General features: G+C 63.8%; 19 protein-coding genes. 9 read left to right on the forward strand and 10 right to left on the reverse strand.

Translation table 11 applies throughout. The annotated features are described in order from the left end of the window. Nucleotides 1-44: 44 nt before the first annotated feature. Entirely contained in the window at nucleotides 45-485 is a 441-nt protein-coding gene (locus AAHM38_RS00445) for a surface-adhesin E family protein (RefSeq protein WP_004632395.1), read from the reverse strand. Nucleotides 486-610: 125 nt separating this feature from the next. Here AAHM38_RS00445 and AAHM38_RS00450 point away from each other — a divergent pair, with 125 nt between their 5' ends. Then, entirely contained in the window at nucleotides 611-1,411 is an 801-nt protein-coding gene (locus AAHM38_RS00450; RefSeq protein WP_103518604.1) for a YhfC family intramembrane metalloprotease, read from the forward strand. On the opposite strand, the gene AAHM38_RS00455 is transcribed toward AAHM38_RS00450, so the two are convergent. The 7 genes from AAHM38_RS00455 to AAHM38_RS00485 form a co-directional block, all read right to left on the reverse strand. Beyond that, nucleotides 1,408-2,766 (reverse strand): sigma-54-dependent transcriptional regulator, encoded by a 1,359-nt coding sequence (locus tag AAHM38_RS00455; RefSeq protein ID WP_103518605.1) that lies wholly within the window; start codon nucleotides 2,764-2,766, stop codon nucleotides 1,408-1,410. The two genes, AAHM38_RS00450 and AAHM38_RS00455, sit on opposite strands and share 4 nt — an antisense overlap. Further along, a complete protein-coding gene (locus tag AAHM38_RS00460) occupies nucleotides 2,763-4,679 on the reverse strand; it encodes a sensor histidine kinase (protein ID WP_103518606.1) in 1,917 nt (638 codons plus the stop codon). Before AAHM38_RS00460 ends, AAHM38_RS00455 begins: the two co-directional genes overlap by 4 nt. Before the next feature lie 3 nt (nucleotides 4,680-4,682). Next, on the reverse strand, nucleotides 4,683-6,023 hold the full coding sequence (locus tag AAHM38_RS00465; RefSeq protein ID WP_103518607.1) for an MFS transporter: 1,341 nt from the start codon (nucleotides 6,021-6,023) through the stop codon (nucleotides 4,683-4,685). Between the two features lie 290 nt (nucleotides 6,024-6,313). Continuing rightward, on the reverse strand, nucleotides 6,314-7,264 hold the full coding sequence (gene galU / locus AAHM38_RS00470; protein ID WP_103518608.1) for a UTP--glucose-1-phosphate uridylyltransferase GalU: 951 nt from the start codon (nucleotides 7,262-7,264) through the stop codon (nucleotides 6,314-6,316). A gap of 267 nt (nucleotides 7,265-7,531) precedes the next feature. Beyond that, nucleotides 7,532-8,350 carry a DNA-binding protein gene (locus AAHM38_RS00475; protein WP_009277044.1) on the reverse strand — a complete coding sequence of 273 codons (819 nt, stop codon included), beginning with the start codon at nucleotides 8,348-8,350 and terminating at the stop codon, nucleotides 7,532-7,534. A 318-nt stretch (nucleotides 8,351-8,668) separates the two neighbouring features. Beyond that, a complete protein-coding gene (locus tag AAHM38_RS00480; RefSeq protein WP_116574942.1) occupies nucleotides 8,669-9,679 on the reverse strand; it encodes a ParB/RepB/Spo0J family partition protein in 1,011 nt (336 codons plus the stop codon). Beyond that, nucleotides 9,676-10,344 (reverse strand): AAA family ATPase, encoded by a 669-nt coding sequence (locus AAHM38_RS00485; protein ID WP_009240209.1) that lies wholly within the window; start codon nucleotides 10,342-10,344, stop codon nucleotides 9,676-9,678. Before AAHM38_RS00485 ends, AAHM38_RS00480 begins: the two co-directional genes overlap by 4 nt. A 413-nt stretch (nucleotides 10,345-10,757) precedes the next feature. Between AAHM38_RS00485 and AAHM38_RS00490 the strand changes: the two genes are divergently transcribed. Beyond that, nucleotides 10,758-10,961 (forward strand): cold-shock protein, encoded by a 204-nt coding sequence (locus AAHM38_RS00490; protein ID WP_004632415.1) that lies wholly within the window; start codon nucleotides 10,758-10,760, stop codon nucleotides 10,959-10,961. 78 nt (nucleotides 10,962-11,039) lie between these two features. On the opposite strand, the gene AAHM38_RS00495 is transcribed toward AAHM38_RS00490, so the two are convergent. Next, nucleotides 11,040-12,116 carry a replication protein RepA gene (locus AAHM38_RS00495; RefSeq protein ID WP_009240208.1) on the reverse strand — a complete coding sequence of 359 codons (1,077 nt, stop codon included), beginning with the start codon at nucleotides 12,114-12,116 and terminating at the stop codon, nucleotides 11,040-11,042. A 1,440-nt stretch (nucleotides 12,117-13,556) separates the two neighbouring features. Between AAHM38_RS00495 and AAHM38_RS00500 the strand changes: the two genes are divergently transcribed. Continuing rightward, on the forward strand, nucleotides 13,557-14,861 hold the full coding sequence (locus tag AAHM38_RS00500; RefSeq protein WP_009240207.1) for an NCS2 family permease: 1,305 nt from the start codon (nucleotides 13,557-13,559) through the stop codon (nucleotides 14,859-14,861). Between the two features lie 287 nt (nucleotides 14,862-15,148). Here AAHM38_RS00500 and AAHM38_RS00505 read toward each other — a convergent pair whose 3' ends face one another. Then, complete coding sequence (locus AAHM38_RS00505; protein ID WP_116574943.1) at nucleotides 15,149-16,411, reverse strand: integrase; 1,263 nt, start codon at nucleotides 16,409-16,411, stop codon at nucleotides 15,149-15,151. A 295-nt stretch (nucleotides 16,412-16,706) separates the two neighbouring features. Here AAHM38_RS00505 and AAHM38_RS00510 point away from each other — a divergent pair, with 295 nt between their 5' ends. From AAHM38_RS00510 to AAHM38_RS00535, 6 genes are all read left to right on the forward strand, one after another. Further along, a complete protein-coding gene (locus AAHM38_RS00510) occupies nucleotides 16,707-17,489 on the forward strand; it encodes a DUF4397 domain-containing protein (RefSeq protein WP_116574944.1) in 783 nt (260 codons plus the stop codon). Between the two features lie 87 nt (nucleotides 17,490-17,576). Then, nucleotides 17,577-19,994 carry a hybrid sensor histidine kinase/response regulator gene (locus AAHM38_RS00515; protein WP_009277045.1) on the forward strand — a complete coding sequence of 806 codons (2,418 nt, stop codon included), beginning with the start codon at nucleotides 17,577-17,579 and terminating at the stop codon, nucleotides 19,992-19,994. Nucleotides 19,995-20,045: 51 nt separating this feature from the next. Further along, nucleotides 20,046-21,314: an AI-2E family transporter gene (locus AAHM38_RS00520; RefSeq protein WP_116574945.1), complete on the forward strand. Its 1,269-nt coding sequence runs from the start codon at nucleotides 20,046-20,048 to the stop codon at nucleotides 21,312-21,314. Between the two features lie 227 nt (nucleotides 21,315-21,541). After that, nucleotides 21,542-21,973 carry a hypothetical protein gene (locus AAHM38_RS00525; RefSeq protein WP_116574946.1) on the forward strand — a complete coding sequence of 144 codons (432 nt, stop codon included), beginning with the start codon at nucleotides 21,542-21,544 and terminating at the stop codon, nucleotides 21,971-21,973. Nucleotides 21,974-21,980: 7 nt separating this feature from the next. Further along, nucleotides 21,981-23,153, forward strand: a complete 1,173-nt coding sequence (locus AAHM38_RS00530; protein WP_116574947.1) for a glycosyltransferase family 4 protein — start codon at nucleotides 21,981-21,983, stop codon at nucleotides 23,151-23,153. Beyond that, nucleotides 23,131-23,667 (forward strand): phosphatase PAP2 family protein, encoded by a 537-nt coding sequence (locus tag AAHM38_RS00535; RefSeq protein WP_004632435.1) that lies wholly within the window; start codon nucleotides 23,131-23,133, stop codon nucleotides 23,665-23,667. The genes AAHM38_RS00530 and AAHM38_RS00535 overlap by 23 nt, the downstream gene beginning before the upstream one ends. Nucleotides 23,668-23,674: the final 7 nt, after the last annotated feature.

Here is a 23,674-nt window from a genome sequence, read left to right on the forward strand (position 1 = left end):
CCATAGTGCTCTGCCCGCCGCGCGTTGTCGAGCCGCAGCGGTGTCTAGCGACGGCCGCAGACGTAGGCGGCGGAGCGTGCAGCGAGCGTACCGGGGCGGATGCGCATCCAATGCGCGCCGGCTGCGGTATCGGTATCGAGCGTGGCGCCGTCGGGACCGCGCACCACGTAGTCGACCAGGCGAATGCGCTGGCGGTGGCAGTCGATCTCCTGGCGCGAGAGGATCACCGTGCCGGGCCGGTAGTGCGCCCCATGGGCGCGGCGTTCGCTGCGCCTGAGCACGGTGCGGGCCAGAAAGGTCTTGTGACCGGTACGGTTCGAGCGCAGCGACGTGCGATCGATGGAAGCCACGACGGACGTCGTCGTCAGATATTGGTGCCAGCGCGCAGCCTGGGCAGGCACTGCCAGGCCGAGGGCGCCCACGCCGACACTGCATATCCAGATCCACCGCCACATCATGCGTTTCACGACCGTCTGTCCTGCCATATCAAGAAACCAAGAAGCGGCACTGCTGCCGCAGGCACCTATTGTAACAATTGGCCCGCAAGACTCGCGCCTGCGCCCTCAGGTAGCATGCCGCCAACCCGATCGCCCCGACTACCCCATCCGCCATGCCCACCGTTGCCCTGCCTGCCCTCGTTGCCCACGCCGCCGCGGCCTTGCTCATCGCAAGCGTGCCCGTCGCGGCGTGGTTCTGGCTACGGCGGCGCTTTGGCCTGGCGTGGCGCGACATCGGCGTGGGCGCGGCGGTGTTTGTCGTGTTTGCGCTGGTGCTGGAGCGCACGCTGCACCTGTATCTGCTGCAACTCAATCCAACGACGGCGCATTGGCTGCGCATGCCTGCGCTGTTCGTCATCTACGGCGCGCTGATGGCCGGTGTGTTCGAGGAAAGCGGCCGCTGGCTCGGCCTGCGCTTTCTCGTGCGCAAGCCCGGGGATGCCGCCACACCGGTGGCGTATGCGCTCGGGCACGCCGGCATCGAGGCTTGGCTGGTCGGTGCGGCATCGCAGGCGCAGATGGTGATGTTCGGCCTTGCCGCCAACCGCGGTGAGCTCGAATCGCGTCTGGCGGCCAGCGGCGCCGCGGCCATGGTGGGGACGATTCACGCCATGCTCGCGCAGCTCTCGCCGTGGCTGGCCCTCGGTGCGGTGAGCGAGCGTGTTGCGGCGATGTTGATCCAGTTCACGCTCACGCTGGTGGTGTGGCACGCGGTGCGGCAGCGGCGTTTTGTGATTGTCGTGCTGGCGGTGTTGCTGCATGCGCTGGCAGACTTGCCGGCTGCGCTGTACCAGGTGCATGTGCTGCCGCTGGCGGTAACTGAAGCGATCTACGCCGTGGCGGCCGTGCTGCTGGCAGCAACGTGCTGGCCGCCGCAGGGTGGTCGCAAGATCGGCGAATCCTCGCTGCGCTAACTGCTGCGGAAGCGCTCCGGCTCGATCCCGTGCCGGTTGAGCTTGTCGTAGAGCGTCTTGCGCGGCACGGCGAGCAGGTCCGCCGCGCGCGCGACGTTGCCCTCCGTGGCGCGCAGTGCTTCCTCGATGGTGGCGCGTTCGACTGCCATCATCCGCCCGGCCAGGGAATGCTGGCTCGCTTCGGACGCCACCAGGCCATCGTCCAATCCGAGGCAGAAGCGCTCAGCCACGTTCTTCAGTTCGCGCACGTTGCCGGGCCAGTCGTGGTGCTGCCAGCGCATCATGTCCTGCGCCGACCAGTCGGGCGCGGGGCGCTCGTAACGCACTGCGGCCTGTTGCAGAAAGTGCGCCATCAGCAGCGGAATGTCTTCGGCACGCTGACGTAGCGCAGGCAGCGCAATCGATACGACATTCAAGCGGTAATACAGGTCCGCACGGAACTGGCCCCGATCGGATGCGTCTTTCAAGTCGACCTTGGCGGCGGCCACCACGCGGCAATTGACGGGCACGCTCGCGTTGCTGCCCAGCCGTTCGATGCTGCGTTCCTGCAGCGCGCGCAGCAGCTTGGCCTGCAGCGACAGCGGCATCGATTCGATTTCATCGAGGAACAGCGTGCCGCCATCTGCGTATTCCATCTTGCCGATGCGGCGGCGATTGGCGCCCGTGAAGGCGCCGGCTTCGTGGCCGAACATCTCGCTCTCGAACACGGATTCGGGCAACGCCGCGCAATTGAGCGCAACGAACGGGCCGCGACGTCGGCTGCCTTCGTGAATGGCACGCGCGAGCACTTCCTTGCCCGAGCCGGTCTCGCCCGTGACGAGGATGTCGGCATCGGTCGGCGCCAGCGCGGTGACGAGCCGGCGCACGTTCTGCATGACGGCGCTCTGGCCGATCAACGGGTACGCCTGCCGGCCCTGCAGCGCTTCACGCAACCGCAGGTTTTCGGAAGTGAGCCTGCGCTTTTCCAACGCGCGCCGCACCACGTCTACCAGGCGTTCGGAGTGGAACGGCTTCTCCATGAAATCGTAGGCGCCGGCGCGCATGGCAGCCACGGCCATCGTCACATCGCCATGACCGGTGATGAGGATGACGGGCAACTGCCGGTCGTGCTGCAGCATCTCGCGCAGTACGGCCAGGCCGTCGCGGCCGGGCAGGCGCACGTCGGTGACAACCACGGCCGGTGGTTGCGTGGCGAGTGCGGTCAGCGCGCTTTCCGCATCGGCAAAGGACTGCACCGGCACATCGGCCAGCGAGAGTGCCTGCTCGCAGCCCAGGCGCACGACGTCATCGTCTTCGATCAGGAAGACGGGTGCATGGTCGATGGGGGAAAGGTCCGGCGTACCGTGTTCAGTCATGTGGGTTTCACAACGCGTTCAAGCTCGATGATGAATTCTGCGCCACCTGCATCGTCACCCGCATTGCGACCTTCGAGCCGGCCGCCAAAATCTTCGATGATCGCCAGCGAAATCGCGAGGCCCAGCCCCAGGCCTTGACCATCGTCCTTGGTGGTGAAGAACGGCTCAAACAGGCGCGGCAGCACATCGGCCGGAATGCCCGGGCCGAAGTCGCGCACGGTGATGCGTACCCATTTCTCGATGGGTTCGACGCTCACGCGCACGGTCGACGATTCGGCTGCGGGGGCTTCGGCGGTGGCGTCGATGGCGTTGCGGATGAGGTTGACGAGCACCTGCTCGAGCCGCACGGCATTGGCCCACACCGCCAAATCTGCCGGCACCGGGTCGGCGATCACTGTCACGCCGGCCTGGCGTCGACGCGTCTCAACCAGCATCAGCGCCTGGCGGATGGCTTCGTCCACCGACACGGCTGCACGTGCCGCATCGCCCTTGCGCGAGAACGCCTTGATGTGCGAAACGATGCGCCCCATGCGCTCGGCAAGCTGGCTGATGTGCGTGAGATTGCCGCGCACTTCGTCGATGCGTCCGCGCTCGGCAAGCTGGTTCGCGTTGTCGGACAACGTGGTGAGCGCGGTGAGCGGCTGGTTGAGTTCGTGCGTGATGCCGGCGGCCATCTGGCCGAGTACGGCGAGCTTGCCGGCCTGCACGGCGGCATCGCGCGTTTCGCGCAGGATGCGTTGCGCGGCGTCAAGCGCCTCGACCTTGCCGGCGAGTGCGGTGTTGGCGGACGTCAACTCGGCAGTGCGCTGGGCGATGCGCGCTTCCAGATCGCGCTGGACTTCGCGCAGCGCGGCGCGCGCGCGGTGCTGCTCTTCGCGCCGGCGCTGACGCAAACGCAAAGCGACGAGCACGGCAAAGATGAGCGCCATCGCAAACGCGGCGCTCGCCCCGGCTACGAGCGCAGTGCGCTGCTCGTCGCGCGGGTCGATCAACACGGCGACCTGCCAGCCGAGCAGGCCCACCGGGCGGTACTGCACACGCAGTGTCGATACCGATTTTCCGGGCAATGCCACGCGCACGGTCTGCGGGGGATGGTCCGCAGAAAAGGGTACGCTCGCGGCTCGCCCATCGTTCATGCCGAGCGGGGTGAGGATGTGCGGTGCGTACTGGCGCGTCGCGTCAAGTGCGGCGCGCTGATCCGCGTTCAAGGTGCCGAGCGTGCGGTATTTCCACTCGGGTACCGACGACAGGAAGATCACGCCGTGCCGATCCACGAGCAGCACCGTATCGCCGCTGCGCGACAAGGTGGCCTCGAACGCATCGAGGTTGACCTTCACGACCACCACGCCGATCGGCTTGTTGTCTTCGCGCACGGGCGCGGCGACGAAATAGCCCGTCTCGCCCGTGGTGTTGCCGACGCCGTAGAAGCGACCGAGCCCTTCGCGCATGGCCTCGACAAAGTACGGGCGGAATGCGTAGTTCTGGCCGACGAACGAGGTCGGCAGATCCCAGTTGCTGGCCGCGATTGTGAGGCCGGTCGTATTGATCAGATGGGCCGCAGCCAGATCGGTGGCGGCCTGTACTTCTTTCAGATACGCGTTGGCCGCGCGACGCGTGACAGCATCGCCAGCGTGGGGATTCTCCTGCAGGGCAACGTGCAGGACGTGCTCCAACGCCGCCAGCCTCGGCAAGGATTCATAGCGGGCCAGCGTGCTGCGCAGGTTCTGCGCGTAGAAGGTGGTGCGCTGGCCGGCCTCTTCGGCCCGCGTGGCAACGTAGCGCTGCAGGGCGACGGCGTAAGCGCCCCATCCCGCTGCTGCGCAGCATGCCGCCATGGCCAGCGCGACAGCCACGCGCCAGCCGCGCCCGCGTGCGGGTGGGGCAAGGTCGGGGTGGCCGTCGGTTGGCGACATAGGTCAATGTTCGATGCGGGAATGCTCGCGAGTATCGCGCATGAACACGTACACCAACAGCGACAGGAAGATGGTGCCCGTCACGTACCAATAGAACAGCGACTCGTGACCTGCCTGCTTAAGCCACAGCGCGATGTACTCCGCCGTGCCGCCAAAGATGGACACCGTCAATGCATACGGCAGGCCCACGCCCAGCGCCCGCACTTCCGCAGGGAACAGCTCGGCCTTCACCACCGCGTTGATCGACGTGTAGCCCGAGACGATCACCAGCGCGGCCATGATCAGGAAGAAGGCCGCCCACACATTGGTGGTCTGGCTGATGCTGGTCATGATCGGCACGGTAAACAGCGTACCGAGCACGCCGAACGCGATCAGGATCGGGCGGCGGCCAATGCGGTCGGACAACCCGCCCACCATCGGCTGCAGCATCGCAAACAGCAGCAGCGTGGCGCCCGACACCAGCGTCGCCGTGTCCTTCGACAGCCCGACCGTGTTGGCCAGGAACTTCTGCATGTAGATCGAGTACGTGTAGAACGCCACCGTACCGCCCATCGTCAACCCCACGACTGTTGCAACGGCGCGCGGATGCTTGGCCAGTTCCGACATCGTGCCGCGCTTCTTGTTTGCCTTCGCGGCGGTAAAGGACTGCGTTTCCTCCATGTGCGAGCGCATGGCCATTGCCACCAGCGCACACAGCGCGCCGACAAAGAATGGAATGCGCCAGCCCCACGCCTCAAGCTGCGCCGGCGACAGCACGAACTGCTGCAGCACGATCAGCAGGGCCAGCGCCGTCAGTTGGCCGGCGATGAGCGTGACGTACTGGAAGCTCGAGTAGAAGCCACGGTTTTCCTTGTTGGCGACTTCGCTCAGGTACGTGGCCGACGTGCCGTATTCCCCGCCAACCGACAGCCCCTGCAGGAGCCGCGCCAGCACGAGCAGTACCGGCGCCGCAACGCCGATCGTCGCGTAGCTCGGCGTGAGCGCGATGATGAGCGAGCCCGCGCACATGAGCACCACCGAGAAGAACAGCGCGCGCTTGCGGCCGTAGCGATCGGCGTAGATGCCCATCAGCCAGCCGCCCACTGGACGCGCCAGGAAGCCCACTGCAAAGACCGCTGCCGTATTGAGCAACTGGGCAGTCTGGTCACCCTTGGGGAAGAACGACTTGGCAAAGTACAGCGCAAACGCCGAGTAGACATACCAGTCGTACCACTCGACCAGATTGCCAATTGAACCGGAGAAGATGGAACGCAGACGACGGCGAACATCTGCGGGGGTGTCTTTGATGGGGGCGTACGTGGGCGACAACTCGCCCGTGACCGCGCCAGCCTGGGGCTGCGTCATGGTGTCTCCTTGGAGCGTTGGCGGCGGCCTTTGCTGGTGACACGTCGGCACACCCAGCTGCGTGTGCGACGTCCGAGCGGTCCGCCGGTTTATGGGTGGTCGCTCTTACTCAAGAAGCATTCCATGCGAAAAGCAGACGCGCCGATCCGTCGCAAACGCCCATGGCACGAGGCTTTGCGGGAAATCGGCGGAACGGTGGACGACAGGAGAAGTGTGCGGTTTCTCAGAATCGGCCGGGCGGCCTGTGCGGGATTCCGCACGACCGGCTCTGAGAAAGAGAGAGGCGAGGCTCAGGCGGCCACGCTCAGCGGAATGGCGCCGCGGACCAACGATTCCACTTCGGCAGACAAATCTTCACGCGTGTGCGACAGGCCAAGGCGGTCATGCAGATACGCTTCGAAGTCTGCACGCACTTCCGGATGGCGCAGCGCAAACTCGACCGTCGCCTGCAGGTAACCGAACTTGCTGCCGCAATCGAAGCGCTGACCACGGTAGCGATAGGCCAGGATCTGCTCTTCGGCCAGCAGGCTCTGGATGGCGTCCGTCAATTGCAGCTCGCCGCCGGCGCCCGGCTTCAGATTGCGCAGATGATCGAAGATGCGCGGCGTCAGGATGTAGCGGCCGACCACGCCCAGGTTGGACGGTGCGTCCTTCGGCGCCGGTTTCTCGACGATGCCGTCGAGCTTGACGAGGCGGTCGTCCCATTCACGGCCCGCCACCACGCCATACGAACGCGAGGCTTCCGGCGCAATCGTTTCGACACCCACGATGGAGCAACGGTAGTGATCGTAAAGCTCCGTCATCTGCTGCATGACAGGCGGCTGGTTGTCGAGCAAGTCGTCCGCCAGGATCACGGCGAACGGTTCGTCGCGTACCAGTTTCTGCGCGCACAGCACCGCATGGCCCAGACCGAGCGTCTCGGGCTGGCGCACATAGAAGCACTCGACGCCGGCCGGCTTGATGGACTGCACCATCTCGAGCAGCGCCTGCTTGTTCTTGGCGGCCAGTTCAGTTTCGAGTTCGTACGCCTTGTCGAAATGATCCTCGATCGCCCGCTTGGCGCGGCCCGTGATGAAGATCATTTCCGTGATACCCGCAGCAGCAGCCTCTTCCACCGCATATTGGATCAGCGGCTTATCGACAATCGGCAGCATCTCTTTCGGGCTGGCCTTGGTGGCGGGGAGAAAGCGCGTACCGAGCCCCGCCACGGGGAACACGGCCTTGGTGATCTTCTCGTTCATGACAACTCCATTGGTGAGACGTAGTGTCATGAGCAAGTCATATGCCAGCGGAAGCTCCCGGGTCCATCTTTTGGTGGAGCACGATCTGACGTGCCCCGCGCAACGTGGCGGGCACTGCGGTGCCGCCTTTCCTACAACAGGTTGCAACGCCGTCGCACCAACTTTCAGCGCCGAAAGTTGAAAAAGCGTACCCAATTCTGCGTACCGGTTTATGCCAACTTGCGACCGGACAGACCAGTAAGCGCCCGCTAACAGTGCGTCAAGAAATCAGGAAGATGGCTTGACCCAGCCGCGCGAGACCGGCGCGGTGCGCTCGGGCGTGCGCCGGTAGGCGTCGATCTGGGCGTTCAAATGCGCGACTTCGGCTTCGAGGGTGCGGATACGCTGGCGCAGTTGATCGGCTTCGTTTTGCGTTTGCTGGCGTACCGCGTCGTTCTGCAAGCGCAGAAAGCGCTCCGTCCCCGCCAGCGCGCTGGCCGCCCCCTCCAAGCGGGTCACGGTTTCAATGGTCTGCTCTAGGCGCTCTAGCGTTGCGTCGGTCAACTTGGGGGGCACGGCGGGCGCCGTGGCAAGCGCCTCGCCGAGACGACGCTCCAAGTCGGCCATGGCGGCCTGCAATTGCCGATTGCGGGCGGCTTCGTGTTCCAGCGCGCGCTCCGCCACCTCTGCACGAATGCGCGCTTCCATCCATTCGGCACCTGCACCTGGCGCGCCAATAGCGCGTGAGGCGATACGGTTTTGCTCCTCCCGCGCTGAAAGCGTACCCGTTTCTGCGTGCGCCAATGGGAGCGGCCACGGCTCTACCGCGTCCGCTGCGGCACCGGCTGCAGCCGGCCCGCGCCCCTGCGCTCGATCGACCGCTTTCTGCAGCGTCGTATTGCTCGGACGTCGGCGTACTCCAGCCTCCCCCAACCACTGCACGTAGCGTCGAACGCCATAAACACGACGCGTCACAGCCTGGACGGCTTCGATGACTTCATCCAAGAACACTGCGTTGTCGTGCGGGAAGGCGATATCCAGCCTCCGGATCGCTTCAACAATCCGCTGCTGCTGCTCTGCCGAGAAATGGAGTCCGGGTCGGGCCATAAGGTCTATCGAGTGCTTTTTAAGTGTACATGAAAGGTTAAAAACCTCAAGAATTCCAGTGTGATGGACATTATTTTTATATCGCCGCTTTTTCCTTGCAGCTAGATTCTGCAGCGCTAAAACGCCTGTGACTTGCCGGATCGGCCCTTCCAGCACCGGCTATAGGCCAAGTCGGGCCTTCCTGGAGAGGTGGGGATTGCACGCTTGAGGTGACGCAGAAACGGGTACGCTCACGCCAAGTGTCGACGTCCAACACACAGAAATCGGACGAAAAAAAAAAACGCCCTCGCGGGCGCTTATATCGAATGTGCGGCAGCACTACAGCAGCGCGACGTCCAAGCCAAACCGGCTTTTAAGCGCCTCGACCAGCGATTCCCGCGCGCCACGATCGACGAGCTTGACATCCAGCATGACGCGGCCGGAGTCCCATTCCTTGATTGTGCCGAGAAGATCACCTTCTGCACTTCTGATCTTGTATTGGCGGCTCACTTCTTTAACCTTCCGGGTGCGTCCTTCCTGAGCCACCTTACGGATCTGCTCCACATCACGGCTCGAGAGCCCTTCTTCCAACACACGGTGTACCAGCTCACGCGTGCGATCTTCGCCCGCGGTCTTGAAGTACAGGGTCAACTCGTAACCGGTTGCGATACCAATTCCGGCCGGCCGCTCCTTCATCACTTCGAGAACGGACTCCGGCAGCTTCAACAAGGCCAGCGTCTTGTTGACCGTTCCCGCCGATACTCCGGTAATTTCACAAATATCTTCTTCTTTCTTAACTTTTCCTTCGTCCAATAGCTGACGCCAGGCGATCGCGTTGTCCAGTACGGACTGGCCGGAACGCTGCTCGTTCAGAACGAAGGACAGGCGGTAGAAATCGATGTCCGACAGGCCGTCTTCAATGAAGCAGTCCATCTCCGGCTTGCCGGCAGCAGCCAACGCCCGCTTACGATAGTGGCCATCAATTAAGACATACCAGCCGGGTCGTGCTGGATCTGGAGCTGCTAAACCGGGAGTCTGCTGACCATGCGTAGCGATCGATGCAGCCCGTTCCTGGACGATCTGCGGATCGTATATTCGGCGAGCGTTGAGCGGATTTTCCTGCAGCCGTTCAAGCGGAACCTTGATGACCCGGCGTTCGGAAGTATTGGAAAGCGAGGGACTTTCAGCGCTGAAAGCGGAAGCGGGAGCCGCTTGACCAAGCAGGCCGCGGGGGTGCGACGTAATCGCTTTTTCTGCCAAAGCAAAGCGATCAACCGGTGTCGCCTTGGTTTTCTCCGCGGCAATGCCGGCCAGCATGCCATCTTTGAGCGATTTCAACTTCGCGCTCATACACGTTCCTCCTGCAACAACTGCAATACCTCGTCGATCAAGAGGTCGACTTCACTCATCGCTTCCCGGGCGCCTGGCACACCGTGCACCGTTGCGCCGATCGCCTGGCACTCACGAAATGCTGAGCGCGAACCGATCATGGAATCCATCAAAGGAATATCACCATCATCACCGAGGATTTCAATTGCTTGTTTTGCAAGCGACACCCGCCGCTGGACCATGTTCGCCAGCACGCGAATACGGAGCGTCTCATTGGTGACTTGAGCCTGCTGCGCAAGCGCTTTGGCCGCCACCGCAGCCCACAGGTCCGGAGGCGAAGGCACAACAGGGATGAGTGCGACGTCCGAAATCAGCAGCGCGCTTGACGACGACGGTGAGTGGACCGCCGGAGGGCAATCGACCACGATGTAGTCGTAGTCCGCGACAAACTTGCGGACCTCCCGGTGCATGGCGCCACCGGAGGGCGCCAAACCAATCACCGAAGCCGGGAAGGGCTTGTCTTCGGGCGCTTGAGCGGCCCACCGCGTGGCCGTTCCTTGCTCGTCCATATCGACCAGCAGCGTCTTACTCCCCCGCAAACCAAGGGTTCCGGCGATGTGCATGCTGACCGTGGTCTTGCCACAGCCACCTTTCTGATTGAATACCGTTACGATCTTGGCGCTCACTGGCCCTCCACTTTCAGCGCTGAAAGTCAGCAGCGCTCATCTTAGGGAAGGCAGCACGAAAACACAAGTTCGATAAAATTCAATTCATACAAATTTCACTGGCATGGCGAGACTGCTGACGACGGAAAGGCGGTTTTCAACTCACCTAAATTGAGATGTAAATGCGGCCTTTAGCGCATAACTTTACGTGTTCAACCCCGCATTTACGGGCTTCCTAGGTGTTTACCAGTGAGATGCATAAAAGCGACATTTCGGAAAAATGCCGCCCATCGACACTCTGCTCCAAACTGGTTATGATGCTTAGACAGTCGTCTTAAGACTTTGTCTACGCAAGATTCGGAATCAGCCGGTTCTTCGTGCGATGTCCGGATCGGCTGGACGACGTGTTTTTTGTTATTTAAAGGAATTTTTGCATGGCCACGGGTACTGTCAAATGGTTTAACGAAACCAAAGGCTTCGGCTTCATCACTCCGGACGGCGGCGGCGCAGATCTGTTCGCGCACTTCTCCGAAATTCAGGGTTCGGGCTTCAAGACCCTGAAGGACGGCCAGAAGGTCACCTTCGAGGTGAAGCAAGGCCCGAAGGGTCTGCAAGCCTCGGCGATCAAGCCGGAATAAGTTTCAGGCTGATCGCCTGAGATGAAAGAAAGGGGAGCTTCTGCTCCCCTTTCTTTTTGCCCGACGCCCTGTTCAGCTTCAGGCCAATTTGCGCACACTGGTTCGCGAAGGCTGCAGAATCAGCGCCTTGGAAGAGTCTGCATCCACCTTGGCGTCAGGATAGACAACCAGCACGTCCTTCAGCGCCTTTCGGAACAGCGCACGGAATTTCCGCTCGCTTTCGGTCTCGGTACCGAATTGCATCTGCAGTGCTTCCCAAGGAATCTCCGTACGCTTCTGGATCGTAAAGAAGCGGTACGTGAGCCACGAATACACGTCCAGCGCAAATGGCGATTGCTTGAGCGCCTTCAATGCACGCATATCGACTGGCACAGGCCGATTCACAAGCTCATTGAAGAACGGTTCGGACAGCACCACGAAGCTCTCGAACATCGAGCCTTGCCCTGGCTGCATGGGATCCCACCAGGTCGACAATTGGTCGGCCAGCAGGTAGCCGATACGATCGATCGATAGCGGCTCCTGGTTCTGGTTCTGGCTGCTGGGTGCCGACTTGTTCTGCACGATGGCAATTGTCGCCGAGAACAGGCGAATCATCTGCTGGCGCACCAACGTCATCGTGCCCCGCTTGCCGCCGGTCGCCATCGGAATGCCCAAGTTGTACATGAACTCGGACAGCGAGTTGCCAAGCGAGATACGCCGGTCTTCCACCGTACCCTGGAACTCGCCCCGTTTCTTCTTGGCCATGATCTCCTTGCCGATCCAGGCGAGCATCAGACGCGGATACGAGCCATAGGGATAGCCGAAGGAGACCGTCTCGGAGACGATGCGCTGCCGCCCATTGCTTGCCCGCTCGGAACGCTGCTGCGTGAAGTAGCCCGGCTGAATCATCAACGAGATATTGCCGCTGGAACGCGTCCAGACCGGCGGCGCACCTTTGGGCGCGCGATAGGGGAGGGTGACCTGCACGCTGGCACGGCTGAGAAAGCCGACCTCGCCGCTTTGCCAGGCGTCTTCGCGCTCCATCGCCTGCGCTTCGTCGAACAGGCGCTGAAACTTCTCCGGCGCGGCAATGACTTGCCCTCCCGAAGGGACGATGATGCGGCCGGGCGAATCGTCGTCCGGTTTCCCATTGGGTGTGAGGCGTTTGGTGACCATGGTGGGCAAGAATTGTTCAGAGCCTTTGTACTAAAACGCCTTCGCCTTGTCACGCAGATTTGGGTACGTTTTCTGAATTTTGCTCGTTGTCGCGGGAAGGGCATCGGTGGGCAACCGTCAAGGTTGTCCACGGAAGACCTTTCCCTACTACCAGCCATATATACCTTCTACGTTTACTACAGGTAAACCGTATACGCGTCCCGCAAAGCCATGCCAGCACTAGGTTTAGTGGCGTAAACCGAACCAGATTCTGCGTACCTGCGAACCAGATTCTGCGCGACGGCGTACCCGCTTCTGCGCGAAACCGTACCCGCTTCTGCGCATTGGGCGTACCGGAATCTGCGGGGACAACATCATGTTGTCCACAGTGTTATCCACAGAAAACGGAGGGAGGGCGGGGTGATTCAGTGTGTTTCCGCAGGCGCGTACCCGTTTCTGCGGCGGATTTGGCGATTTCTGGGGTGGGCGCAGCCTGACCATCTCCGAAACGTACCTGTTTCTGCGTGAGTAAGGTCGATTTCGGCGCGTCGTTGCGTACCCAAATCTGCGGGGTGAGCCCATCTCCGTGATTTTCGCGTCGGCGCAATTACGAAGTTGCTGCAAAAGCGAGTGCACGCTTACGGATTGTAAGCCTCCAGGCCGTGCGTACCCGTTTCTGCGTGGCGATTCGCAAGCCGCGGGCTGCTGCACAGCGACAGGCCTTCCCCCTCGACGGCGGAATTGCGAACTTTCATCGCTGAAAGCCGCACCGGAGGATGCGGCTTGCCAATGTCTTGGTGCCCCGCGATCGGATCACCGTACCTGTTTCTGCGGGTAAAAAGCCTTATTAGCCAAAGGCTTGGCGGCGAGGCTTGCAGATTAGCCGTACCCGTTTCTGCGAAAGGCCACGCAGAAACAGGTACGGCCAATCCCGGCTTGCTCTCGCAGAAACGGGTTCGCATTGATTCAGGCCCTGTGGAGTGAGCACCCGCAGAAACGGGTACGGCACGCTATTCAGCGGCTCGCAGAAACGGGTACGTCTTTGCTCGTTCTCACGCGCTTCTATTTCTGCAAGGGGACGTACCTGTTTCTGCGGAAACAAGCGCAGAAACAGGTACGGTGATCGCCCAAGATGCCCCGTCGCTTCTGGATTTCGCAGAAACGGGTACGTTTTTTCCATGAAGTCCGCCCTTGCGCTGCCAAAGCGATGGATCTCGCCGGCTGGATGCACAGGCACCGCGTTTCGGGCATCATGCGCATCCCGCGCGCCGGCCCGGCTCTTGGTTGGCCGTCGCGTTTTCATCATTCGATACGCATGAACAGTATTTCGACCGCGCCGCCGTGGGGTGCCGGAATCTTGCTAAGAGTAGCCTCGCCCCATGGTGGGCGTGCATCGGGGGAGCCAAGCGCAGGACGGCGTCGGCCGGCGATGACACTTCACAACAAGAGGAGACAACCTGAATGACCTGGATTGCGCGCACCTTCAAGCTCGAGGAACACCAGACCAACGTCCGCACGGAAGTGCTTGCGGGGCTGACAACGTTCCTCACGATGGCGTACATCATCTTCGTCAACCCGAACATCCTGGCCGACGCGGGCATGCCGCACGACGCGGTGTTTGTCGCCACCTGCATTGCCGCGGCGATCGGCACCATCATCATGGGGATATACGCGAACTACCCCATCGCAATGGCGCCGGGCATGGGCTTGAACGCCTACTTTGCGTACGCGGTGGTCAAGGGCATGGGCTTTACGTGGCAGGCGGCGCTGGGCGCGGTGTTCATTTCCGGCTGCCTGTTCCTGCTGGTGAGCGTGTTCCGCATTCGCGAGATGATCGTCAACGGCATTCCGCATTCGATTCGCGTGGCCATCACCGCGGGTATCGGATTGTTCCTGGGCATCGTGTCGCTGCGAGGAGCCGGGCTGATCGTCGGGAATCCGGCGACGCTCGTGACGCTGGGCGATGTGCACCAGCCTTCGGTCATCCTGGCGGTGGTCGGCTTCTTCGTGATCGTCGCCCTGGACCACCTGCGCGTGAAGGGCGCCATCCTGATTGGCATTCTGGCCGTGACGGCAGCGAGCTTCTTCTTTGCGGGCAACACCTTCCACGGCGTGGTGTCGATGCCGCCGTCGCTGGCGCCCACGCTGCTGCAGCTCGACATCATGGGTGCCCTGTCGGTGGGCATCCTGAACGTGGTGCTGGTGTTCTTCCTGGTCGAACTGTTTGACGCGACCGGCACGCTGATGGGCGTGGCCAACCGTGCGGGCCTGCTCAAGCAGGGCAAGATGGACCGCCTGAACAAGGCGCTGCTGGCGGACAGCACGGCCATCATGGCGGGCTCGCTGCTGGGCACCTCGTCGACCACTGCCTATATCGAAAGCGCTTCGGGTGTGCAGGCCGGCGGCCGGACGGGGCTGACTGCGCTGACGGTGGCCGCGCTGTTTCTGCTGTGCCTGTTCTTTTCGCCGCTGGCCGGTGTGGTGCCGGCGTACGCGACGGCGCCCGCGCTGCTGTATGTGTCGTGCCTGATGTTGCGCGAACTGGTCGACCTGAACTGGGAAGACACCACCGAGGCCGTGCCGGCCGTGCTGACGGCACTGATGATGCCGTTCACCTACTCGATCGCCAACGGAGTCGCGTTCGGCTTCATCACGTACTCCGGCCTGAAGCTGTTCACGGGCCGCATGCGAGAGGTACCGGTCATCGTGTGGATCATCTCTGCGGTGTTTCTGTTCCGCTTCTTCTATCTGTCCGGCGGCCACTGAGCACCGGGCCTTCAAGCGATCCAAAACAAACGCGGACTTTCACGTCCGCGTTTTTCTTTCGGGATTTGAACCAGAGCGTACCCGTTTCTGCGTGCGATGTTGCAGGCTCGCGTACCCGTTTCTGCGTGCCGCCGTCGACGATTGAACGCCAAAGCGTACCCGTTTCTGCGGACGACGTAAGCGACAACTGTCGCGCAAATCGCGCCGACAATGGATTTCGACAATGCACGAATACCGCATCTTCGCAGGCGGGGCGTACCCGTTTCTGCGCGATGTGTGGAGCAAGGTCAGGCGGACGGGAGGGCGAGCTTGCGGGCTGCGTCAACGATGCTGGCGGCGAGGTCGGCGTCGCGTGCGCGCACGGACGCGCTCGGCAGGGCCGCAAGCCCAAGCGCATGGGCAACGTCGGCAGCGGCTTCGCCGGTGGCAAGCCGCTCGCGCAAATGCGCACCGCGTACGCTGCGTAGCGAGGCATTCGCAAGGCGCACGGCTGCGTCGGCGTGGCCGATGGCGCGGGCGTATTCAGCGGCTTCGCCCAGCATGGCCTTGACGATGAGCAGCAGCTGCGAACGCGAGGCGATGCCCTTGCGCTCGCCGAAGTCGCGGCGCAGGGCAGGTGAGTCGATGATGGTGCCGTCCGCGCGTCGCGGCGAGCGCTTGCGCACCGACAGCAGCAGCGGTGTGGCTTCGTTCGGCAGCGGCAGTGGCGACAGGCCGAAGGCCGTGCGGTACTCACGCAGGGCAGACATCAACGCATCGCATGGCAGCCAGCGCTGCGCGCGGCCCGTGCCGACCGCCAGCAGCCAGACCGATGACGGGAGCTGTGCGCCGCTTGTTGGGTGCGCGGCCGGTACCGCATGCAGCGCGACATCGCCCATGCGGGCAAACATCAACTCAGACACGCGCATGCCCGCCTGCGCAAGAAGCACGGCGAGGAAGTGGTCGCGCGCTTGGCGCAAGCGCGCTTCACGGCCCAACGCGACACGCGCACGTACCGCATCGATCATCAATGCCATGTCGGATGCGCACAGTGCGGTGTCTGGTTCCGATGCTGTGACGGGCTTGCCCGCGGGCGCGCTGGGCGCCGGCACGGTAAGGACGAGCGCGTCGTCATCGAGAAACGGGTTCGCGCGCAGATAGCCCGTGCGCTGCAACCAACCGCAGAGGTTGGCGGCGATGATGCTGCTTTGCCGCGCGGAACGTGCAGAGAGCGGACCGCGCAGCGGCGTCCAGTTAGCATCGTCACGTTCGGTGCCGCGCGCGCTGACCGCCCATGCAGGCGGTTCTTGCAAAAAGCGCAGGTAGGCCGATGCGTCGTCACGCTGCCAGCTTGCGATCGGCTTACCGAATGCACGCGCATACCAGCACACGCGCTCGGCTTCCACACGGTACTGCGACAGCGTGGAGGCACCCACCGCGCGTGCGCCCGAAGCCCGCGCCGCAAGCCACGCCTGCACGCGTTCGCGCTCTTGCGCGAATGCCTGCAGAGCGGCCTGGGAAGCGGCGTTGTCGGGACGAGGCGCAGCGTCGGCGGGGCGCGGTTCGGGCATGCGGAGCGGGTGTGGCGCACACAGAAAACACAGATCGCACAAGTATAGCGATCCGTACTCGCGGACGGCCCCACGGGCCGATTGGAGGAACACTTCAAGCCCAACGGGCACGCGCCATGCTCAATGCGGGAACGTCGCTTCGTATGTCGGACGCATCCGACAGAACGATCGGAACCGGTTCGATAGGCGCGCCGAATGTGCGCGCTTATCTTCGGCTTCACGTCGACAACAACGTACATGGGCGCGCGATGCATGCGGGCCGATTCATGAAAAGACTCTCCTTCCGAGGTGCAAGATGAGGATACAGATCAGAAAGATCGCCGCCGTGTTGGCGCTGGGTTCGTTAGGTGTATTGGCGGGATGCGGTGGCGGTGACAATGACATCGGGCAGATCATCGGCACCAGCGCGCCGCAGTACCGCACGGTGCACGCCAACCCGTTCATCGGCAACGTCGATTTCGGGGTGAACGGCACCACGAAAACCTCCAATGTCGCGTTCAAGAGCGTCAGCAACTACTTTGGCATCGACGCGACGGCCAGCACCGCCACGGTGTCGAACACGGGCAGCAGTACCCCGTTGGCCTCGACCGGATTCACTCCGGCCAACGGCCACCGCTATACGGCGCTGGCCATCGTAGGCGCCAACGGTTCGGCCACGAGCCTGGCCCTCATCGACGACCCGTACAACAAGTCGATCCTGTCGGACAAGGCGCGCGTGCGTGCCTTCAACGCTTCGTACAACGCCCCCAACGTCGACGTCTACGTGACCGCGCCGAACGTGGATCTTTCAGCCATTGCGCCGACCATGAGCGGTGCCGGTTACGGCGGCGCGTCGCCGGCCAGCACGCAGGATTCGATCTACGTCGATGGCGGCACGTACCAGGTGCGGGTGGCGACGGCCGGGACGAAGAACATCATCTTCACCTCGCAACCGTTCAGCCTGGCCAACAACGCCGACTGGCTGATCACCACGCTGCCGGCCGGGGGCGTCGGTGCGGTGACGCCGAATGCGATTCGCGTGTTGGTGGCCCAGGCCAACGGTGCCTCGCAGACGGCGTCTGAATTGCCCTCGCAGTAACTTCGCTCCACGCCCTATGATGCGGTGCTGCGGCACCGTTTTTTTTGGGCGGCGAGGGCGGGAATGAAAACTGCTAAGAAGGGCGTAATGAGTGAATCCGTAACGGGCTGGTCGGCACCCGTGCGCGCAGCGCGCGAGACGTGTGCTGCACCGGCCGCCAGGAAGCAGGTGGATGTGTTCTGGGTAGACGATCCGTTGACGGGAACGCGTCTGCACGTGAGCGCCGGGGCGCAAACGTGGGGCGTGCAGCCCGATTCTTTGTGCGGTATCCGGGACCGCTGGCTCGTCCATGTGCATCCGGATGACCATGTCGCGCTGCGTGCTGCTTGGGAGGGTTTAGCACGGGGGCGGGAGTTTGCCCTCGAATACCGCTGGCTCGGCACCGACGACGGCCAAACGCGCGAATACCGCGTTCGCGAACGCGGCTACCTCCTGCCACGCCTAGACGGTGCGTCCGCCCATGCCGTGGGCGTGGTCGAAGACGTGACGCAGGGCCAGCAGACCCTGGCTGCACTCACCGAGTCGGAATTCCAGTTGCAATGGCTCACTGAAAGCGTGCCGTTTCCGCTCGTGCAGATCGACCCCGAGCACCGCGTGCGCTTTGCCAACCGCGCCTACGCGCAGCGCTTGGGCTTTCGGCACGAAGACGTGCTGGGCCGACATTTGCGCGATCTGATGGGCGAAGCAGCGTATGCGCGTGTCCTGTCGCACCTGAACGACGCATTCGCGGGGCAGCGCGTCGAGTTTGAAATGGAGTTGCAGTATCGGGCCGATGTTGGCCGTCGCTTCGTGCACGCCGCGTACTCGCCGCAGCATGGGCCGGACGGCAAGGTACAGGCGCTCGTTTGCGTGGTGGAGGACATCACCGAGCGCAAGGAGGCCGAGCACGAGCGCTTTCGCCATCAGCGCGAATTCGTCACGCTGGTCGAGAACGCGCCCGACGTGATCGCGCGGCTCGATCGCGAATTGCGCTGCATGTATGTCAACCGCGCGGTCACCGAAGCCTTTGGCGTGACGCCTGCCGTGATGATTGGCAAGACGCTGGCGGCATCGCCGCTCGCCACCGAGGTCACGCGCCCGCTGGAGGACGCCGCCCGCCACGCGTTCGCCGTGGGCGCAGAACAGACGCTTGCCTTGCATCTGGACGTGCTCGACGGACGTCCGCGCATTGCGCACTACAACGCGCGCGTGATTCCGGAAGCCGATCGGAATGGCGCGATGGAATCGGCGCTGCTCATCATTTACGACGTGACCGAACGCACCGAGGCCGAGCGCGAGCGCGATGCGCTGCTGCTGCGCGAACAAGCCGCGCGTGCGCAGGCAGAAGCCGCGGCGCGGGCGCGCGATCAGTTCCTGGCGGTGGTGTCGCACGAGCTGCGTTCGCCGCTCAATGGCATCCAGAACTGGGCGTATGTATTGGAGAGCCAGATCGCCGGCGGTGCGCCGCTCATGCAGCGTGCGCTCGCGGGCATCAAGACGGGCGTCGAGCAGCAGGTACGCCTGATCGAAGACCTGCTGGACGCAACACGCGTGATGAGCGGGAAGCTGCGGTTGACGCGTGAACCGTTCGTGCTGCGCACGGCGCTGGAACGCGCGCTCAACAGCGTGCACGCGCTGGCCGCCGAACGCCATATCGCCCTGCACACCACCATCGACCTGGACGATCACGAAATTGACGGCGATGCCGATCGTGTCGAGCAGATCGTGTGGAACCTGCTGACCAACGCCATCAAGTTCACGCAGGAAGGCGGTGATGTCTGGCTGTCTGCCGATCTGTTGGGCGAGGTGGCGCGCATTGTCGTACGCGATAACGGCCGCGGGATTGCGCCGGCGTTCTTGCCGTATCTGTTCGATCCATTCCGCCAGGCCGACGGCGCGCACACGCGGCGCACGGGTGGACTGGGGCTTGGGCTCGCGTTGGTCAAGCGCCTGACCGAGTTGCACGGCGGGCGCGTGTATGCGCGCAGTGAGGGCGACCAGCATGGCGCTGCCTTTACCGTGTACCTGCCGCTGCATGCCGGCGCCGATCTGATCACGCCGCTGGCTGAAGACCCCGAACGCAGCGGGCCACTGCCTTCACTGGCGGGCCTGCGCGTGCTGCTGGTTGACGACCAGCAGGATGCGCGCGACGCGCTGGCGACATTGCTCACGCAGGTCGGTGCGGAGGTCGGCAGCGTGGGCTCCGGGCACGAGACGATGGCGCTGCTCGACCTCTGGGGCGCACGGGGTGAAGCAGGCCTCCCGCAGGCGGTGGTGTGCGACATCGCGCTGCCCGATGAAGACGGCTACGCGATCCTGCAGAGAATTCGTGCTTGGGAACACGAACACCTGCCCACCGGCGCGACACCGATGGTGGCCATCGCGCTGACCGCCTTTGCGCAGCCGCACGATCGCGCTCAGGCGCTGGCCACCGGTTTTCAGGAACACCTGATCAAGCCTGTGTCGCCGTACGATCTGGTGCGTACGTTGCGGATGCTGGCGATGCCTGCTGCTTCCGTGTCATAGCCCGCCAGGGCACGACTTTTGCGCAGGGGACGGAGAACCGCATTCTCTGCCATGCCAGCCGAACCGACCCCACCCACCACGCCGCTGGAACCCTTGCACGGTAGCCTGCTCGACGGGCTGCGGCAGCCGGCTTGGCGCGTGGCGATGGTGCTGGTGGCCATTGGCGGCACCTTGGTGTTTCTGCAGTGGGCGCGAGCGTTCCTGGTGCCGGTTACGCTGGGGGTGGTGCTCGCGTTTGCGTTGAATCCGGTGGTGGTGTGGCTGCGGCGGTGCTATGTCCCGCGCCCCCTAGCCGCGGGCATCGTGGTGTTGGGCTTGTGGATTGCCGGTGCGATGCTGGTCTTCGGAATGCAAGACGGCGTGTCGGCCATGGCGGACCGGTTGCCCGTTGCGGCGGAGCGCATGGCGCAAGCCGTCGACGGTATGCGCGGGCACATGGGCGGCGCGTTCGACAAGATGCGCGATGTGACCGTCGCGCTCGAGCATGCCGCCGAAGGCGTGCAGGGCAAGCCGGCACCAGCACCTGCCAAGCGTTCGCCCGCGACCCCGGCTTCCGCCGAGCCAGCTGCCGCGCAGCCGGTGCTGCCGCTGCGCGAGTTTCTATGGACAGGCTCCGCCAGCCTCTTCGCGCTGGCGGGGCAACTCGTCGTGGTCTCGTTTCTCGTCTACTTCCTGCTCGCTTCGGGCCAGGCACTCAAGCGCAAATGGGTGCGTGCAGTGGGCAACACATTGAGCGAGAAGAAGCGCGCGGTGCGCATGATGGCGGTGATCGGCACGCAGATTCAGTATTCGCTGCTGGTGCTGTTTGCCACCAACATCATGCTGGGTGTACTGACCACGGTGGCCTTTGTGCTGCTCGGCATGGAAGACGCGGCGGTCTGGGGTCTGGCGACCGCTGTGCTGCATTTCGTGCCGTATCTCGGTTCGGTGGTGATTGCCGTGGCCAGCGGCATCGGCGCATACCTGCAGATGGGCGCGTGGTCGGATGCGCTTGTCGTGGCAGGCGTTACGCTGCTGCTGGCCACGCTGGTCGGCACGCTGCTCGTGACGTGGCTGCAGAGCCGGGCGTCCAAGCTCGACCCGTGTGTGGTCTACATCGGCCTGCTGCTGTGGGGCTGGCTGTGGGGCCTGTGGGGCTTGCTGCTTGGGACGTCGATCACGGCGATGATCAAGGTGGTGTGTGATCACGTCGACCGACTGCGCCCGCTTGGTACGCTGCTCGGCACCACCGATGCGCCGGCCGGCGTGTCGCAGCGGCTGCTGGACCGACTGCGCGGCCGTTCCACACGGCGCCTGGAACGCGCGCACCGCCCCCACTGATTGCCTCTCAATCACTTGGCGCAGCAAGCGTTACAAGCGCGCATGTAACCCTTACGCAATGATCACGCCGCGACGCCGGCACATGCATGGTTAATCCGCACCGTCTGCACCGCGTGGTTGTGCAGCAGCGGTGCAGGTCTTGTCCCTTGCATGATGTGGGCGTGCGCTGTGGGCACGTCGGTTGCGGTGCGCAAGGCACAACCAGATCACGTCCGCAGGAGGGCGCCATGAACCGACTACGCCCCACCTTACGTAGCCCGCATCAGCGCGGCGAACGGCCGGCAGGCATGACACCGCCGCGTGCGCCAGGCGCAGGCCGAAATGCTGAAAACATCGAAAAGATGCTCGGCAAGCCGGAGCAAGGCAAGCCGGAGTCGGGCTCGGCAGATCGGCTGCCGCACGAGCGCGACCAGCACCTTGAAGAGCAACGTTCCGCACCGCGCAGCGATGTGGAGCAGGCCGCGCGCGACATCGAAAGCGGCCAGCTCGACACCGATCTGCACAACACCCCGGGCGTGGAGCGCGTCGTGCGCGAACGCCAGGCGGCCAATCGCGACGACAGCGATCGCCAAGTCGCCAATCGCAGCGCAGATGACCTTGCCCACAAGCGAGGCCAGACGGGCGGCCCTTCGCACAGCCGCGACGAGCACAAGGGTTGACCGGCGCATGCGCATCGCTTATGTGACCGAAACCTGGCCGCCGGAACTCAATGGCGTGTCGCTCACTGCCGCGCGCACCGTGGCGTTTCTGCAGGCGCGCGGGCATGACGTGATGGTGGTGCGCCCGCGCCAACGTGCCATCGACGCCGGCAAGGCCGCGTTGGCGGACGACACGCTGCGCGTTCCTGGCGTGCCGATTCCGCTGTATCCGGATTTGCGCATGGGGCTGCCCGCGCGCCGGCGCCTGCTTCGCGCGTGGGCCGCCTATCGGCCCGACCTTGTGCATGTCGCCACGGAAGGGCCGCTCGGCTGGTCAGCCATTCGCGCCGCGCGGCAACTCGGTTTGCCGGTGACGTCGGATTTCAGAACGCGCTTTGACGAATACGGCCGCCACTATGCGTGGGAGGGCGCCGTGACGCTGGTGCGCGCGTATCTCCGTGCCTTTCACAACCGCACCGACCGCACGTTCGTTCCTACACGCGAATTGCAGCGGCAGTTGAGCGAACTCGATTTTGCGCGCCTGACCGTCAGCACACGCGGCGTCGATGCACACCAATTCACACCCCAGGCCCGCAGCGACGCATTGCGCGCGCAGTGGGGCGCCAATGCCGATACGCCGGTCGTGCTCACGGTTGGCCGTCTGGCGTTGGAAAAGAACCTCGGTGTCGCGCTCGATGCGTTTCATGCGGTGCGCAAGCCCGTGCCCCGCGCACGCCTCGTCATGGTGGGCGATGGCCCGCAGCGCAACGCACTGCGCAGGCACTGTCCCGATGCCATCTTTGGCGGAACGCAGCATGGCGAGGCACTGGCCGCGCACTATGCATCGGCTGACGTGTTTCTCTTTCCGAGTTTGACCGAGACCTTCGGCAACGTGGTGGTCGAGGCGATGGCCAGCGGTTTGCCCGTGGTCGCGTTCGATACCGCAGCGGCCGGCATGCTCGTGCGCAGCCAGGAGAACGGCTGGCTCGCGCCCGTCGGTGATACCGCGTCCTTCACGCAGGCGGCCGTCGCGCTCGCCACCGATGCCGGCTTGCGGCAACGCCTCGGGCAGGCAGCGCGGCTGACGGCGCAGGGCCTGGATTGGCCGCGCGTGCTCGAACGCTTTGAAGCCGCGCTCATTGCCGTGCGCGACGCTGCCACCAACGGGGAGGCCTACCATGGCGACCCACGCCTGGCCTGACTGGAAGCGCTGGCGCGAGCGCGATCGGCAGCTCGCCGTGGCGCTCAACCACGTGGCGGGCAATGCCTCGGCCATGCGCTTCTATCGTGGTGTCAGCCGCCTTGGTGACGGCATGCTCTGGTATGCATTGATGGCCGCGCTGCCGGTCGTGGGCGGTGAGGCCGGCTGGGAATGCGCCAAGCAGATGGGGCTCACGGGGCTGCTCTCGCTCGTCATCTACATTGTGCTCAAGCGCGGCGTGTGCCGTCCGCGACCCTATCTTTCCTGCAAAGAGATCCACCTGTGCGGGCGCGTGCTCGATCAGTTCAGTTTTCCATCGGGTCACACGCTGCATGCGGTGTCGTTCAGCATCGTGATGGCAGCGTACTACCCGCGCATGGCGCTGGCGCTGGTGCCGTTCACGCTGATGGTCGCCATCTCCCGCATCGTGCTCGGCCTGCACTATCCGAGCGACGTGCTGGCGGGAGCCGGGCTTGGGATGCTGATCGGCGGGTTGTCGGTGTGGCTGTTCTAAGGCCCGC

This window comes from Ralstonia sp. OTU4908, assembly GCF_038440115.1.
Taxonomy (GTDB): Bacteria; Pseudomonadota; Gammaproteobacteria; order Burkholderiales; family Burkholderiaceae; genus Ralstonia; species Ralstonia pickettii.

Bases quoted from the DNA above. Each gene is read 5' to 3' on its own strand.
- AAHM38_RS00445 (WP_004632395.1), bottom strand. From the start codon at position 485: ATGGCAGGACAGACGGTCGTGAAACGCATGATGTGGCGGTGGATCTGG.
- AAHM38_RS00450 (WP_103518604.1), top strand. From the start codon at position 611: ATGCCCACCGTTGCCCTGCCTGCCCTCGTTGCCCACGCCGCCGCGGCC.
- AAHM38_RS00455 (WP_103518605.1), bottom strand. From the start codon at position 2,766: ATGACTGAACACGGTACGCCGGACCTTTCCCCCATCGACCATGCACCC.
- AAHM38_RS00460 (WP_103518606.1), bottom strand. From the start codon at position 4,679: ATGTCGCCAACCGACGGCCACCCCGACCTTGCCCCACCCGCACGCGGG.
- AAHM38_RS00465 (WP_103518607.1), bottom strand. From the start codon at position 6,023: ATGACGCAGCCCCAGGCTGGCGCGGTCACGGGCGAGTTGTCGCCCACG.
- galU (WP_103518608.1), bottom strand. From the start codon at position 7,264: ATGAACGAGAAGATCACCAAGGCCGTGTTCCCCGTGGCGGGGCTCGGT.
- AAHM38_RS00475 (WP_009277044.1), bottom strand. From the start codon at position 8,350: ATGGCCCGACCCGGACTCCATTTCTCGGCAGAGCAGCAGCAGCGGATT.
- AAHM38_RS00480 (WP_116574942.1), bottom strand. From the start codon at position 9,679: ATGAGCGCGAAGTTGAAATCGCTCAAAGATGGCATGCTGGCCGGCATT.
- AAHM38_RS00490 (WP_004632415.1), top strand. From the start codon at position 10,758: ATGGCCACGGGTACTGTCAAATGGTTTAACGAAACCAAAGGCTTCGGC.
- AAHM38_RS00495 (WP_009240208.1), bottom strand. From the start codon at position 12,116: ATGGTCACCAAACGCCTCACACCCAATGGGAAACCGGACGACGATTCG.
- AAHM38_RS00500 (WP_009240207.1), top strand. From the start codon at position 13,557: ATGACCTGGATTGCGCGCACCTTCAAGCTCGAGGAACACCAGACCAAC.
- AAHM38_RS00505 (WP_116574943.1), bottom strand. From the start codon at position 16,411: ATGCCCGAACCGCGCCCCGCCGACGCTGCGCCTCGTCCCGACAACGCC.
- AAHM38_RS00510 (WP_116574944.1), top strand. From the start codon at position 16,707: ATGAGGATACAGATCAGAAAGATCGCCGCCGTGTTGGCGCTGGGTTCG.
- AAHM38_RS00515 (WP_009277045.1), top strand. From the start codon at position 17,577: ATGAGTGAATCCGTAACGGGCTGGTCGGCACCCGTGCGCGCAGCGCGC.
- AAHM38_RS00520 (WP_116574945.1), top strand. From the start codon at position 20,046: ATGCCAGCCGAACCGACCCCACCCACCACGCCGCTGGAACCCTTGCAC.
- AAHM38_RS00525 (WP_116574946.1), top strand. From the start codon at position 21,542: ATGAACCGACTACGCCCCACCTTACGTAGCCCGCATCAGCGCGGCGAA.
- AAHM38_RS00530 (WP_116574947.1), top strand. From the start codon at position 21,981: ATGCGCATCGCTTATGTGACCGAAACCTGGCCGCCGGAACTCAATGGC.
- AAHM38_RS00535 (WP_004632435.1), top strand. From the start codon at position 23,131: ATGGCGACCCACGCCTGGCCTGACTGGAAGCGCTGGCGCGAGCGCGAT.